At 37.7% G+C, this 15607-nt stretch carries 14 protein-coding genes; 8 read left to right on the top strand and 6 right to left on the bottom strand.

From position 1 onward, the window contains the following. Positions 1-342: 342 nt before the first annotated feature. Entirely contained in the window at positions 343-1743 is a 1401-nt protein-coding gene (lpdA, locus tag BM143_RS10625) for a dihydrolipoyl dehydrogenase (protein ID WP_090024434.1), read from the bottom strand. A gap of 99 nt (positions 1744-1842) precedes the next feature. Here lpdA and BM143_RS10620 point away from each other — a divergent pair, with 99 nt between their 5' ends. The 5 genes from BM143_RS10620 to BM143_RS10600 all read left to right on the top strand — a co-directional run bounded on the left by BM143_RS10620 (position 1843) and on the right by BM143_RS10600 (position 6033). After that, entirely contained in the window at positions 1843-2250 is a 408-nt protein-coding gene (locus BM143_RS10620) for a winged helix-turn-helix transcriptional regulator (protein ID WP_228407866.1), read from the top strand. Positions 2251-2637: 387 nt separating this feature from the next. Further along, complete coding sequence (locus tag BM143_RS10615; protein WP_090024432.1) at positions 2638-3801, top strand: iron-containing alcohol dehydrogenase; 1164 nt, start codon at positions 2638-2640, stop codon at positions 3799-3801. 386 nt (positions 3802-4187) lie between these two features. Further along, positions 4188-4649 carry a lipocalin family protein gene (locus tag BM143_RS10610; RefSeq protein ID WP_090024431.1) on the top strand — a complete coding sequence of 154 codons (462 nt, stop codon included), beginning with the start codon at positions 4188-4190 and terminating at the stop codon, positions 4647-4649. 66 nt (positions 4650-4715) lie between these two features. Then, on the top strand, positions 4716-5372 hold the full coding sequence (locus tag BM143_RS10605) for a GDSL-type esterase/lipase family protein (protein WP_090024430.1): 657 nt from the start codon (positions 4716-4718) through the stop codon (positions 5370-5372). 220 nt (positions 5373-5592) lie between these two features. Then, on the top strand, positions 5593-6033 hold the full coding sequence (locus tag BM143_RS10600) for a lipocalin family protein (RefSeq protein ID WP_090024429.1): 441 nt from the start codon (positions 5593-5595) through the stop codon (positions 6031-6033). 54 nt (positions 6034-6087) lie between these two features. Here BM143_RS10600 and BM143_RS10595 read toward each other — a convergent pair whose 3' ends face one another. The 4 genes from BM143_RS10595 to BM143_RS10580 all read right to left on the bottom strand — a co-directional run bounded on the left by BM143_RS10595 (position 6088) and on the right by BM143_RS10580 (position 10641). Further along, positions 6088-7449: a DEAD/DEAH box helicase gene (locus tag BM143_RS10595; protein ID WP_090024428.1), complete on the bottom strand. Its 1362-nt coding sequence runs from the start codon at positions 7447-7449 to the stop codon at positions 6088-6090. A gap of 305 nt (positions 7450-7754) precedes the next feature. After that, positions 7755-8264 (bottom strand): hypothetical protein, encoded by a 510-nt coding sequence (locus tag BM143_RS10590; protein WP_090024427.1) that lies wholly within the window; start codon positions 8262-8264, stop codon positions 7755-7757. A 126-nt stretch (positions 8265-8390) separates the two neighbouring features. Continuing rightward, the gene (locus tag BM143_RS10585) at positions 8391-10040 is read right to left on the bottom strand and encodes an ABC1 kinase family protein (RefSeq protein ID WP_090024426.1); all 1650 of its coding nucleotides are present in this window, start codon (positions 10038-10040) and stop codon (positions 8391-8393) included. A gap of 397 nt (positions 10041-10437) precedes the next feature. Continuing rightward, positions 10438-10641, bottom strand: coding sequence for a cold-shock protein (locus tag BM143_RS10580; protein WP_131327873.1), 204 nt, complete (start codon positions 10639-10641; stop codon positions 10438-10440). 204 nt (positions 10642-10845) lie between these two features. Between BM143_RS10580 and BM143_RS23990 the strand changes: the two genes are divergently transcribed. From BM143_RS23990 to BM143_RS10570, 3 genes are all read left to right on the top strand, one after another. After that, the gene (locus tag BM143_RS23990; protein WP_167375270.1) at positions 10846-11010 is read left to right on the top strand and encodes a hypothetical protein; all 165 of its coding nucleotides are present in this window, start codon (positions 10846-10848) and stop codon (positions 11008-11010) included. A gap of 122 nt (positions 11011-11132) precedes the next feature. Next, positions 11133-11945, top strand: a complete 813-nt coding sequence (locus BM143_RS10575; protein WP_090024425.1) for a helix-turn-helix domain-containing protein — start codon at positions 11133-11135, stop codon at positions 11943-11945. Positions 11946-12018: 73 nt separating this feature from the next. Then, the gene (locus BM143_RS10570; RefSeq protein ID WP_090024424.1) at positions 12019-13695 is read left to right on the top strand and encodes an alpha/beta hydrolase-fold protein; all 1677 of its coding nucleotides are present in this window, start codon (positions 12019-12021) and stop codon (positions 13693-13695) included. A gap of 378 nt (positions 13696-14073) precedes the next feature. Here the strand turns inward: BM143_RS10570 and BM143_RS10565 are convergent, their stop codons facing one another. After that, positions 14074-15582 carry a carbon-nitrogen hydrolase family protein gene (locus BM143_RS10565; RefSeq protein WP_034726240.1) on the bottom strand — a complete coding sequence of 503 codons (1509 nt, stop codon included), beginning with the start codon at positions 15580-15582 and terminating at the stop codon, positions 14074-14076. Between the last annotated feature and the right edge of the window lie 25 nt (positions 15583-15607).

Here is a 15607-nt window from a genome sequence, read left to right as displayed (position 1 = left end):
TGCAAAGCTCTTTATGAAAGAATTCTGGAAAAAAAGAAATGTAAAAAAGTAGCATTAATTGCTGTATGCAATAAACTTTTAAGACAAGCTTTCGGAATTTTAAAGAATAGAATACAATATCAACACAATTATTAATAAAATATAAATATTTTAACTTTTAAAAGTTGGCAATTAACATAGAATGTCAAGGTTTTGAACCTTGACATGGTTGAAAATCAAAAACTTACAAGAAAAAAAAATCTCATCATCTAAATTTCCTTATCCTTTCCAATGTACAGACATCTTTGCTTTTATGGCGTCTTTATTCTTTATTCTTTATTCTTTCCCCAAACTCAAATTACATTAAATATTAATTGCTCCCTGACCTGAAGCCATCAGATAAGCTTCTTTCAAGGCTTCTGAGTAGGTAGGATGCGCATAGGAGATACGGAACATATCTTCAGCTGTCACCTCAAATTCCTGCGCTATGACAGCCTGTGCAATGAGATCTGCTGCCCTCGCTCCAATGATGTGTACACCCAGTACTTCCCCGTATTTCGGATCTACCAGAACTTTAGCAAAACCATCCGTATCCATAGAGGCCCTTGCTCTGGCACTGGCAGAAAACGGAAATTTACCGACATTATAAGTGATATTATTTTTCTTCAGATATTCCTCAGAAAACCCGACAGAAGCCACTTCAGGCCATGTATAAACTACTGATGGAATACGGTCGTAATGAATGTGACGTTTTTGCCCGTTAATTGTTTCTGCAACGAGGACTCCTTCTTCTTCAGCTTTATGAGCAAGCATCGCACCACCTACCACATCACCGATGGCGTAAATATGGGAAACTGAAGTCCGTCTGTTTTCATCAACCTTTATAAATCCACGCTCATCAAGCTGTAATCCTGTATTTTCCAACCCTAATCCTTGTGTATAAGGACTTCTTCCCACGGCTACCAAAACATATTCTGCTTCCAGTTCGTGGTCTTCATTATTTTTATCCTTAAAAAGTACTTTAGCTGAAGAACCTGAATTCTCTGCTTTATAAACAGACTGCCCCAAACGGATACCAATTCCTTCTTTTTTCAAAATTCTTTGAAGGCTTTTTCCCAATTCATGATCCATTCCGGCAATCAGATGATCTGCATATTCAAGAATGGTTACCTGAGTTCCTATACGGCTGAATATGGATGCCATTTCGACTCCTATCACTCCACCTCCGATGATCACCATGGATTTTGGGTGTTCCTCTAATGACAAAGCTTCTGTAGAAGTAATGATCCTTTGTTTATCAATAGCTACGCCGGGAATCGATGATGGTTTCGAACCTGTGGCAATGATATAGTTTTGAGCTGTAATTTCAGTAACTTCAAGTCCATTCGTCACATTGATAACCGAATCATTGACAAAAGCAGCGATTCCTTTTAAACGGGTAATTTTATTTTTACTCATTAAGAAATCGAGGCCAGCTGTATTTTTGGACACCACTTCAGATTTTCTTTTGTACATCTGAGGGAAATCCAGTTTCAAATCATTCACCTTTATCCCATGTTCTTCAAACTGATGAGAAGCTTCCGAATAATGGTGAGAACTGTCCAGCAGCGCTTTTGTGGGAATACATCCCACATTGGTACAGGTGCCTCCCAAGGTATCATATTTTTCTATGATCACGGTTTTGTAACCAAGCTGTGCACTTCTTATGGCAGCAACATATCCACCGGGGCCGGACCCGATCACTGCAACATCAAAATTTCCCATTTGATTTATCAATTTTTTATGTTTAAATTTACTTGCAAAATAAAAGTAAAATTAAAACAAATACTTTCATTTTGCAAGTATTATTTTAAATATATGCCTATGAGTAAAAAAAGATCAGACTGCCCTATCAGTTCTTCCCTGGAAATATGGGGTGATAAATGGTCTCTGCTGATTATCCGCGACCTGATGCTGAAGAAAGAATGTACGTATGGAGAATTCCTTAAAGCAGATGAAAAGATCGCGACCAATATTCTCGCTTCACGGCTGCAGCATTTACTGGAAGCAGAAATTATAGCCAAGAAAGACCATCCGGACAGTAAACTGAAAATTCTCTATCACCTGACAGAGAAAGGAATCGACCTGATTCCGCTAATCGTTGAGATCAATCTTTGGGGCGAAAAGTACCTGAGTATTCCGGAGGAAAGGAAAAAACTGGTTGAAAACATCAAAAAAGACAAGGAGAAATTTATCCGGGATGCTAAGGCCTATCTGTCAAAGAGTAGTTAAAAGACTGGAAGTTGCGGGATATGTGTTTGAGAGTTGGAGGGTTTGAGAGTCTTAGCATCTGAGAGTAAATGAGGTTGGAAGAGTTTGCTAGTCGCTAGTTTGGAGTAATTAAGTTAATGAGTTATTGTCTGATGCCTTGGTTCTTACATCTTAAATTCACCATTCACTTGCGAAGCAAAATTCACCTTTGACATTTTCCAATATCAAGTTTAACCTTAACCTAAAAGTCTGATGTCTGAAATCTGATGTCTAGCATCTTGACTCTTGGCTCTAATCTAGCCCTCATCACAATCGTTATTATAAAACTCCATGATAGTCAATTTAAAATTTCATTAACTCAGTTTTCGTATTGCTTTCCGTAAATTTGAATCAAATAAATTTAGAACAATGCTTAATTTCGAATTTAAAAATCCAACCAAAATACTTTTCGGAAAAGGTGAAATCGCCAAGATCTCCCGTGAAGTTCCGAAAGATGCCAAAATATTAATGATCTACGGAGGCGGAAGCATCAAAACCAATGGTGTTTACGATCAGGTAAAAGAAGCTCTGAAGGATCATGAGCTGTATGAATTCGGAGGTGTTCCTGCCAATCCGGAGTATGAAGTATTGATCAACGCTTTAAGTTTTATCAAAGAAAAAAACATCAACTACCTTCTTGCTGTCGGCGGTGGATCTGTCATCGACGGAACTAAATTCCTTTCGGCAGCGGCTAATTATGATGGTGAGCCCTGGGATATCCTTAGAAACTCAGTGAGAACTTTTGAAGGAGAAGGAATGCCGTTCGGAAGTATTCTTACCTTGCCGGCAACCGGTTCAGAAATGAATTCAGGCTATGTTATTTCAAGAAGAGAAACCAACGAAAAATTATCTTCAGGAGGACCGGGCCTTTTCCCACAGTTTTCAGTACTAGATCCGGAAGTGATCAGAACGATTCCTAAAAACCAGATCGTAAACGGTATTACGGATGCTTATACGCACGTTTTGGAACAGTATATGACCGCACCTTCTTCCGCAGATCTTCAGGAAAGAATTGCTGAAAGTATCCTGATCAGTCTTCAGGAAACCGCTCCTAAAGTACTGAAAGGTGATTTTGATTATGACGCAGCCGGAAACTTTATGTGGTGCTGTACAATGGCCCTCAACGGACTGATTCAGAAAGGTGTGATCACAGACTGGGCGGTACACGCTATGGGACATGAGTTGACTGCTTATTTCGGAATTGACCACGCAAGGACTTTAGCCGTGATTGCCCCTTCCCACTACCGTTATAATTTTGAATCGAAGAAAGGAAAGCTTGCTCAGTATGCTGAAAGAGTCTGGGGAATCAAAGACGGAACACTGGAGGAAAAAGCCGAACTGGGGATCAAAAAAATGGAGGAATTCTTCCACAGTCTTGATATCAAAACCAAACTTTCCGAATACACAGAAGAATATAAAGGAACTGCCGAAAGAGTGGAAAAAGCTTTTACAGAAAGAAACTGGTCTGGTCTTGGGGAGTACAAAAAACTGACGCCCCAGGATGCTTATAAGATTGTAGAGATGAGTTATTAGGGTTTCGGGGTGAGTGAGTTTGAGGGTGAGAGCGTCTTAGAGTTTCGGGGTACGGGATTCGGGGTGAAAGAGGTTACTGGTTGCTAGTTTTGAGTCGTTAAGCCGATGGATAATCGTCTTATATTAGATATCTATTATTTGATGTTTAGCATCTGGCGAGCTGTTGACTAAAAATCAAAAAACCATCATTTCATCCTTCGGCACAGCCCCTGATCCCTACGGCCTGCAACCTAAGATCTGCCACCTTCTACCTATAAAAACCCATCACTTTCCAAGCTTCATAATATAAAATCCTGTTATTTATAAACATTCGTTTAAAAAAGCAGGATTTCATTATAGATATTTCAAATTTATTTATATTTTAGCATATTATAAAATTTGTGAAAATGAAAAAACAGCTACTTTTATTTGCCTTTTCTGCTTTAGCCCTAACTTCCTGTAAAGATGACAATCTCGAAGCTTATGAATTGGAGATGATGAGCGGAGACTGGAAGGTAAGCAAAATCCAGACTATTTCCGGAAAAGACAATAAAACAGTACTTTTAACTGAAACGCCTTCCGACTGTGAAGCTAAAAACACTCTGTATTTCAGAAGTGATTATTATACAAGCTACACATACTACTCCACCAACGGTCTTGATTGCCAGCTAGGCGGAAAAAATGAAGGAAAGTTCACCTATACTGAAGAGTCTAAGCTGTTAAGCATCAAAAATGTCAATGATACCGAAAGATGGTACAGAGTTGAAATCCTTACAAGTCAGGATCTGAAACTGGCCCAACTGTTCGGAGCTTACGATTACAATAACGACGGTACTGACGATCTGATCTACGTTACCTATAAAAGATAAGCACAGACTCCCGATAAAATCGGGAGTTTTTTATTATTTTTATCAGATATTTTAAAATTGATTATAATGAAGAAGATTTTTTCAGCATTCCTATTGCTGTACTTTGCCTTATCCTTTTCTCAGGATAAAAAGTCTATGTTCTGGCAGGATATTCAGAATTTCAAAAAAGCAGATCAGGAAAACACACCACCAAAAGATGCCATCCTTCTGATAGGAAGTTCATCTTTCACCAAATGGACAGACGTTGCCAGCTATTTTCCTGACAAGACCATTATCAACAGAGGTTTCGGAGGTTCGAGAATGACGGATCTGAATGATTTTGCGGACGACCTTTTAAACCCTTATCAGCCTAAACAGATCATCATCTATTGCGGTGATAATGATTTCGCAGACAACCATGACCTGAAAGCCCAGATAGTGGTCGATAGGTTTAAAACGTTCTACAAAAAAATCCGACAAAGATTTCCGGATATTGAAGTGGATTTCATTTCCATCAAGTTTTCTCCGAGCCGCGAAATTCTATGGCCACAGATGAAAGAAACGAATAAAAAAATCGCAGCTTTCATGAAAAAAGAACCCAATGCAGAGTTCATCGATATTACAAAAGCCATGGAGGATTCCAATGGAAAAGTAAGAAGAGATCTTTTCGTGGAAGATATGCTTCACCTTACTCCGGAAGGGTATAAAGTCTGGACGAAGGTCATGAAACATTATATGAAATAACATCAGTAAAAACTCCGGATCCGGAGTTTTTTTGTTTTTAAAGAGGACATCAGTTATTCGTCTTTTTCAAGTATTTTCTAAACCGAATTCAGGTTTTTTCATTAATTTGTAGTACCCAACCAATCACAAACTGATATGAAAAGAATGACAACGACATTCATTATGGTTATTATTTCATACGGTTCTGAAAAAATAAAGTATAATATTAACTACAGGAACTATGAAAAAATGTAAGTTTATAATAGGTTTTTCAGTCCTTGTCTTGACTTCCTGCCAAAATGATAGCCAGGCAGATTCTCCTGTTCTAGGGACATGGAAGGCAACAAAAAACATGATCATCTCGGGTAGCAACGGTGTGATCCTGTTACAGAATACTTTAACAGGCTGTGAAGCGAGTACCACTTACCAGTTCTGGTCCAACGGTGATTTTGAATACAGACAGTACTGCAGCTCACCTTCAGTCCATGAAACGGGAACCTTCAGTTATGGTGCAAACAGTAACACCATTACCTTTTATATTACTACGGATGGCAATAATCAATTGGGATCAGAGACATTATATGCAATCACCAATACTGAGATGCAGATTATTACCGGTAAATCTGATTATGATATGGATGGCGTTCAGGATACATCAGTTACTGTCTATACCAAACAATAACATACCTTATTTAAACAAAAAAATCCCTGACGGGATTTTTTTTTATTTTTATTTTTATTTCTTTTTCTTAGATTTTGATACAGATATGGATTTCTGCTGAGCTCTGTTAGCTCCAAATTTCTTGGGTGCTTTTCTTTTTGAAGGTCCGCCCCAGTTTTCTTTTTTGTTTTTATCCTTTTTCTCATGAAATGCTCCACCACCTTCATACAGTTTCACCTGTGCCGGATTTTTCATTATGATCACATCCTCTTCAGAAGCGATCTTCTTAGGATTTATTTTCACCTCTGCAGGGAAATCAGTAAACTTAAGATCTTTGTCCATTAACAACTCAATGTCAAGAACATAAGCTTCTTCTTTTTTCGTAACGAATGTAATTGCTTTACCATCTTTGTCTGCTCTACCTGTTCTACCTATTCTGTGAATATACTGTTCAGGAATTTCAGGGGTTTCAAAGTTGATTACGTGGGTAATATCTGAAATATCCAGACCTCTGGCCATTACGTCAGTTGTAATCAATCCTCTGATCTCTTCATTTTCAAATCTTTTCATGGCTTTAAGCCTGTAGTTCTGAGATTTGTTTGAGTGAATAACATCAAACTGCTCAGGGAAAAGTTCATCAGTTTTAGCAAAAAGAAGATCGGAATTTTTCTTATTATTGGTAAAAATCAACACCTTAGACATTTCATCTTCATTGGTCTTCAATAAATGTTCAAGAAGGTTGATTTTAGTATTAAAGTTTTCTACTTTATAACCGGTCTGTTCAATTTTTTCAAGAGGCGTACCTGATTTTGCCAATGAAATTTCTATCGGACTGGCAAAGTATTGATCCAGCATTTCGTCAACAGCTTCCGTCATGGTAGCCGAGAAAAGAATATTCTGTCTCTTCGGCTTCATCATTTCAAAAATATGGGTAAGCTGCGGTCTGAATCCTAAGTTCAGCATCTCATCAAACTCATCAATGATCAGCTTCTGAATTTCTCTTAATGATATAGCATTGTCTATGGCAAGGTCCATTACCCTACCCGGAGTTCCTACCAGAATATCACATCCGTCGTTAAATAACAGTTTCTGTGTATTGATATTTTTCCCTCCATATATTCCGATTACCCTTGCGGTAATATTTTCTGTAAGTTTCTCAACAATTTCAGCTACCTGCACCACCAATTCTCTTGTAGGTACAAGGATCAAAACCGTAGGATTCCCGGTTTTGTTGTATTTCCATGTTTTAAGAACCGGCAGAAGATAAGCTAATGTTTTCCCGGTTCCGGTTTGCGCGATCCCCATTACATCTCTTCCGGAAAGTATAGGCCCAATGCTCTTTTCCTGAATAGGTGTAGGCTCGAATAATTCCAGATCCGCTAAAACATCAAGAATTTTAACCGGCAGGTCAAAATCCGCAAAAGTGAGTTTTTCCATGGTGCAAAGATAGGTATTTAAATTTAGAGGATAATCTTGTGTGCATGGTGAATTTTAGGTAGCAGGGATTAGGTAGCAGGTTGTAGGGATTAGGGATTGTGCCGAAGGTTGGAATGATGGTCTTTCGATTTTAGTCAAGAGCTAAGAAACAAGATTCCAGACATCAGACATCAGACAATAACTCATTAACTTAATTACGACGAACCAGTAACCAGCAACCGACAACCTCTTCCAACCTCATTTACGCTCAGACGCTCAGACTCCCAAACCCTCAAACCCTCAGACTCTCAAACGTATCCCGAAACTCAATTCACCTTCACGCTTTTACTTTTAATCCTGATATCATCATTTTCCCATTCGCTTGAAGTAATGATCACATATCCTTTCTTTTTAGGATCTTTTTTAATCGGAAATTTTTCTTCTTCCCATTGTGAACAGTGAGTGGAAATAGAGGGCACCAAAGGTTTCCAACCGGTTTTACTTAGTGTATAGACATGAAAGCCATGCCAGCAGCTTGTACACCAGCCGGGATAGAAACCAATCTCATCTTTTCCATCTTCATTAAGATCTCCAAGATTGTATATGCCTCCATTATTGGCGGGTGAAATCGTAAACGGTTTTATTTTTTTATCGCTGAAATAAATGGTGGTTTCACATGTACCATCGCATTCATCGGTACAGTCACTGACTTTGGTATAGGCATATTCTTTTGTTCCATTGCCATCATAGTCTCCGAGAATTCCTTTATCCCTGGATTCCTGAGCCATGAACAATGTGCTGCAGAAAGTAAGGGTGGTTAAAATTAGTTTTTTCATAGTTTTTTTGTTACGGGGTGCGAGTTTAGAGCCTTAAAGTTGCTGGTTACTAGTTGCTAGTTGGGAACCCGAAATCATAAAGTCCTTCAAACAAATTTCTAACCACTAATTTCTAGCATCTATCCTCTATTTCCTGGCTACTCTCAATAAAAGTATCACGACCAATATAATAGAAAACACAAAGCCTAAAACTGCAACCAGAGACAGTTCTCCAATTCTCGGGCCGGATTCTGACACAAAAACGATAGCCGTAGCAATTATATTTGCCCCAAGGACCATGGCCAAAATTAAATTGATGATGCTTGATTTGATCAGTTGGTTGGTCTTCTCAATATTTTTAATTTCACTGGATACTGTAAATTTATTATCATCCAGCTTTTGGAGAACGGATCTGAGTTCTTTAGGAATTTCATCTACGTTATCTGTGAAATTCAGCATCCGGTCCATTCCCGTTTTTAAAAGATTCTTAGGTTTGATCTTATTGGTTAATATTTTTCTGGTGTACGGATGAAGGCTTTTGACAATATCAAGATCCGGATTGATTGTTCTTCCTACTCCTTCTATTAAACTGATTCCTTTAAATAAAAGATAAAAATAGTCCGGCATATAGAGCCTGTTATCTTTGAGAATATCTTTCATTTTATTGATGATCACCTGAACGTTGATATCCTGCAGCGAGGAGCTGTGGACAAAGTTCAGAATATCTTCTACATCATTCTCGAACCGTCTTTCGTCAGGAATTTCATAGCTGACTGCCATTTTTTTAAGATGACGTACAATTTTATGCGGATTTTTAGCGACAAAGCTTACGATCAGGTTTTCAAGGATTTCCTTATCATTCGGCTGAATTTTTCCTACCGCACCAAAATCGATGAAAACAATTTTCCCGTTCTTTTTGACCAGAATATTTCCGGCATGCGGATCGGCATGAAAAAATCCATAATCAAGGATTTGTGAGACAAACAGCCTCAATCCTACTTCGGAAACCTTTACGGGATCAATATTATTGGCTAAAAGTTCAGCCTTATCAGTAACCTTAATTCCGTCAATTAATTCCATACAGAGAATATTGTTGTTGGAATATTCTTCATAGATCTTTGGAACATAGGTTTCTTTATTATTCTTAAAATTTCGGGCAAAGTGCAGGATATTTTCCTTTTCGTTGATCAGGGAAACTTCCTCTAATAAGGACTTCTCAAAAGTGGAAATCGCCTGTTTCAGATTCAGTTTTTCTCCTATTTCGGAATAAGCAGACACCAGTTTTTCCAGGTCTTTGATAAGAAGTAAATCATCTTCAATAACGGTCTGTACATCAGATTTTTTAAGTTTGAGGATAACAGGACTACCATCCATCAAAACAGCTTTGTATACCTGTGCGATAGATGCCGTGGCCAAAGGTTCTTTCTGGATCTCCTGAAAATGATCTTTGATGGATATATTGAATTCATTTTCCAGAATTTCTTCAACATCCATATCTACGGTATCCACTTTGTCCTGAAGTTTCTGCAGCTCCTGGATCAGTTCCGGCGGAAGAAGATCTTCCCGGTTACTGAATGTCTGCCCCAATTTTACAAATGTAGGTCCAAGCTCTTCCAGTACCAGCCTGATTCTTTCGTATACTGTTCCTTTAGAAATCACCTCGTCCGGATCTGCAGAGATGGGTTCCTGTTTATTTCCTGTATTCATTCTCGCCAGCATATCTTTAAATCCGTATTTGCTCAGTACGGAAATAAGTCTGGCTGATCTTTTCAGTTTTCTTTGCTGCTTGTCAAACATATGTTTCTCAATAGTTGGTGCAAATTACTCCAAAAATTGTTCCTATTGCTATTTTAATTTTTATTTGAACGGTAAATCTTAGAATGAAGCAGATATAGAATTGTATTTTGATCTGGCTTTAAATAATAAGCTTTTAAAACTTTTTTTAATCTGCTCTATCTGTGTAATCTGCGAGAGAAAAGATTAATGGAGTATAGAACCGAGTGACTTGGGAATCTGATAGGACTGCATCCTATTTTGGGTTAAATCGTCACGTTATGGGTGAGTTTTCTCAGCAGATTTTAATTATAGGATTTTAAGGCTAAAAAATGAGCCTGATCCTTTTTTACAACCCAAAATCCACAAAAAAAGCCGCCTGAAATGGCAGCTTTATTTTAAACAATATCTTAATAAGTTATTATCCTACTACTTTAACATTGTCTGCTTCAGGTCCTTTTTTACCTTCTTTAATATCAAATTCTACTGCCTGTCCTTCTTTCAAAGTTCTAAGGCCTGAAGACTGAATGGCTGAATGATGGCAAAAAATATCGTTTCCGCCTCCGTCTGGTGTAATAAAACCAAAACCTTTTGTTTCGTTAAACCATTTTACTGTTCCTGTCATTATATTATATTTAAATTGATCAGTGAAGATAGTAATTTCATGAATATCCTGAAAAAAAAATAGCATTCTTCTTTGATTTTTTTTCGTAAAGCCCAGAAAATAAAATAAATAAAAATGAAAAAAATTCACTCACACAATTATGTAAAAGGATTTTTTTATCTTTATCCTTAACAAAGTACCAACTAACCCATAAAATTTTACAAAATGAAAAATTTACGTAACAGCAAACTTTCAAGAGAACAATTAAAAGGAATTTCAGGTAGCGGTATCGTTATTGGTAACTGCTCCAACAAATGCTGCCCGGATGACGGAAGACCAAGATGCCCAAGACTGATCTGCCCGGCTGTGGTATGTCCTCAGCTGGCATAAAAATTTGAAGAAATATTCAGTAAAGAGCAGAAAAACATCTGCTCTTTTTTATTTTTGCAGGATAAAAATCATTAGATTGTTTACATTGAACCTGAAATGAGAAAAAACACAAATCATAGACAATGAATAATACATTTGAAACTTTCAAACCTAAAAGTTCATTGATCAAGCCCTATGTTGATTATTATTATCTGGATATAAAACCGGATAATGAGACCAGTGAATTCCAATGTTTCCCTCATTTCAACAATACGATTTCTCTTTATAAATCCCATATCCAGAAAGAAAAAGGACACGTTGCTTTCCATGAAGCTGCCACTGCATTGCAGATCTTTACGCCCATCAGAGAAAAAATACTCCATATCATACAATCGGGGAAAGTGCATAGAATTGTTGTTGTATTTCATCCTCTGGGAATCCAACAGTTTTACAGAAAGTTGAATTTTGCCGATTATATCACAAATTTTGAGTTTTTCAGCCAACAAGAACTGAATATACTTTTTTCAACAGAAGATCCGGAAGCCTTCACCAATCTGCTGGATAGTTACTTGGAAAAGCGATTTAAAAGGTTTGAAAATACTATCCTTGAGCAATCCATTCAATATATTTTCAGCCAGTGTGACAATTTTACGGTTGCAAAACTTTCCGATACTTTGGGCATAAGCAGGCAGCATCTGAACAGAAATTTTCAGGCTCATTTAGGGGTTTCGGTAAAAAAATTCCATGAAATTGTTCTTTTCAGAAAAACCGTCAACGAAAAACTCTTTGAAAATCCAGACAGAAATTTCACGGAACTGGCCCATGAATTCAATTACAACGACCAGTCTCATTTTAACAAAGCCTATAAAAATTTCACAGAGAATTCACCCAAAAGCTTTTTCGATAAGGGTACAATCCTTGGAAATCAGGATACCTTCTGGTGTTTGCAGCCATAATACGAAATGTTCCATTTTTACAATTTTTAACCGTCTTTGATGAATAGCTTTGTCTCATCGAATTTTAGATGGTATGAGATATTATATAACATTGAGTTTATTTCTGGTTTGTCTTCTTGTCAACGGGCAGGAAAATTATTCAACTTTGACGCAAAAAGCATTGGAAACGATGTGGAAGGCCAAAGATGAAGCGGGTTATCAAAAAGCATTGGATCTGTACGAAAGTGCTTTCAAAATCTATCCAGACAGCATTGACGGAACAGGACTTTATAAAGCTTCGGTTCTGGCCTCAGAATTAAAAAATACAGATAAAGCTTTTAAATATCTTATCCCTCTTTCAAAAATGAAAGCTGATGAAGACGGCTATCCCGGCTGGGATTATGTAATCGGTGAATCTTCCAAAAGTGAATATAAAAATTTACTTGATGATCCCAGATGGAAAACCCTTGTGCAAAGTGCAGTTAGAGAGAAAGAGTTTTTCTATAAAGACCTAAAGGAAATTCAGGATGAATTTTTCAGGACAAAGGCTCTATCTTTTGACGAACATGAAAATGCAGTTAAGCTCTATTCTCAAATAAAGAATTCTTCTCCTTATTTACCGAAAAAGCAACAGAATTATTCCGTTTTATTTAAAGTAAATGATTCCACTAACACTTCCTATCTCGTTCATCTTCCTAAAGATTATGATCCTGGCAATAAATATCCGGTTCTCTTTTTTCTTCATGGCGCCGTACGCAACAATGTCCTTAGCGATTATCAGATGCCCGCAGAAAATCTTGGTGGATGGAACAGGTTTTACACGAAATACGCAGATCTGAATCATGTCATTCTGGTTTTTCCGAAAGGTGGTAAAAAATACAACTGGATGACTCCCGATGATGGATTTTTTATGATTCCGGAAATGCTGAAACAGATCAAAAAGACCATCAATGTAGATGACAATAAAGTCTTTATTTCCGGGCATTCCAACGGAGCCACAGGTTCGTTTTCATATCTTATGAAACAGCCCGGCTCATTTGCTGGGTTCTATGGATTTAATACTTTTCCTAAAGTCTTCACGGGCGGAACGTTTATTGAAAATATAAAAAACCGTTCTTTTATTAATTTTTCTACCGATCAGGATTATTATTATCCTCCGAATGCCAATGATGCTTTCACCCAACTGATGAAAGACATCAAAGCTGATTATAAGGAACAGCGTTATAATGGTTTTCCGCATTGGTTTCCTCAGTTTGACGAATCGGAGCCGGCGGTTCAGACTGTTTTCAATGATTTAAAAAGCCGCAGAAGGAATCCGTTTCCTAAAGAAATAACCTGGGAATATGATGATAACAACTATGGAAATATCGATTGGATTTCTGATATGAAACTTGATACGCTCCAACCCAAAGCCCGGTGGCACAAAGCTTTGAATTTTAAAATCACAAAATGGCTGCAATACGATAAGAATGACAGTCTGATCACGGAAAATGTCAATAAAAATGCCTTTGATTTCCCAAGAAAGTCAGGGAAGATAAAAGCTATTTATGCCGATCAGGTTTTTAAGATCGAAACATCCTGTATTCAATCTTTTTCACTCAATCTTTCTCCGGAAATGATTAATCCTGATAAAAAAATAAAGGTCTTTATCAATGGAAAACTGTATTTCAATGGAAAAATAAAATATGACCGGAAGCTTATGCTCAGGAACTTTGAGAACAACAGAGACCGGGAACAGATCTGGATTTCTTCGCTGCATTTTAAGGTGTAAAATGTTGAAACTAAAATATCCTGCCATGTGACAGGATATTTTTTTATTTTAATCTACTATTCTTACTACTTAGTGTCTAAGTTTTGGCTAAAGCCTTTTGCAACGCATATATCTTGTAAGCGGGCTAAAGCCCGCCCCTATTGAATATACTGGAAGCTATCCAGAAATACCTGGCCAGTACATCAAAGCTTTAAGCTTTCACAAAGACAAATAACATTTCCAATACGCTATTTTTCAGGCTGGGATGAAGCCCACCCTATTGAATATACTGGAAGCTATCTATCTAAATTTTCTTCCCTGAGATCTAATTTTCTTTGCTCTTTATTCTTTATTCTTTATTCTTTATTCTTTATTCTTTATTCTTATCCCAAACTCAGATTACTTAAGATAGGTTTCATAGAGATCTTTTCTACGGTCATTCATCACCTGAACGGAGCCGTTATGATGAAGATCTTTCAGCAGATTAAGGTCTACGTCTACGATAAGGGTCATTTCCGTATTCGGAGTAGCCTCTCCTTTCACCGCATTGGATGGAAAAGCAAAATCTGAAGGCGTAAACACGGCAGCCTGCCCAAACTGGATGTCCATATTATTCACACCCGGAAGGTTTCCTACACAGCCGGCAATAGCGACGTAGCATTCATTTTCGATAGCTCTCGCAGCGGCACAATGACGTACTCTGATGTAAGCATTCTGTGTATCGGTAAGGTAAGGTACAAAGAGGATTTTCATTCCCTGATCGGCCAAAATCCTTGGCAGTTCTGGAAATTCCACGTCGTAACAGATCACAAGACCTATTTTTCCGCAATCTGTATCGAACACTCTGATCTCGTTTCCGCCTTTCATTCCGTAATATTTTCTTTCATTCGGCGTGATGTGGATCTTTCGGTATTCATCAATACGGCCGTCACGGTGCAACAGATAACTTACATTGTACAAATCATTATTATCAGGATCGAAAACAGGCATACTTCCGGAAATAATATTGACATTGTAGCTGATGGCCAATTCGGAAATTTTATTCTTGATGTCTTCACTTAATTTAGCCAATTCGATCATACTATCTCTTTCTGAAAGCTTGTTGAAAGGCGCCAGCAGCGGCGTATTGAAAAGCTCAGGGAAAAGAACAAAGTCCGATTTATAATCCCCCATCACATTGACAAAAAACTCTACCTGCTCATAAAAAGCATCGATGTTTTTAAAATGCCTCATCTGCCACTGTACCAGTCCTAAACGGATGATACTGTCCTGCATGGTATTGGGTTTTTTGCTGTAATAAATATTGTTCCACTGCAGCAAAACGGCATTTTCCAGCGATGATTCATCTTCCGGAAGGTATTTTTTCAGGATCTTTATAGGCAGGAAGTTATTGGAAAGCTGGAAAGACAACACAGGATCATAGATTTCCTTGTCTCTTACTCTTCTGATGTATTCTCTCGGGGAAAGTTCATCGCTGTATTTATGGTAGTTCGGGATTCTTCCGCCCAGAATAATCGATTTTAGATTAAGCAGTTCGCACAATTCTTTTCTTGCATCATACAGTCTTCTTCCCAGACGCAGCTCACGAAACTCAGGATCTACAAAAACCTCGATTCCATAAAGAACATTTCCCGTGGAAAGATGGGTATTGAATGTATAATTTCCGGTAATATCCACATAGGTGTGGTCGTCTCCGAATTCGTCATAATTCACAATAATGGAGAGTGCCACAGCGGCCAGTTTTCCGTCTACCGTGATGCAGATCTGGCCTTTAGGAAATATCCTGGTGAGTTTTTCTATGCTTTTTTTAGACCAAATAGATTCGGACATCTGCGGGTAAGCGCGTTTCATTGTTATTACCAGTTCATCATAATCCTGAAGACTCAGGGCTCTTGTTTCTATTTGCATTTGACGTAATTTTACTTAAATTTAG

The organism is Chryseobacterium oleae, assembly GCF_900115055.1.
In the GTDB taxonomy this organism is placed as follows: Bacteria; Bacteroidota; Bacteroidia; order Flavobacteriales; family Weeksellaceae; genus Chryseobacterium; species Chryseobacterium oleae.
Note: the sequence above shows the minus strand (reverse complement) of the source record. Positions and strands in the feature narration are given on the sequence as shown.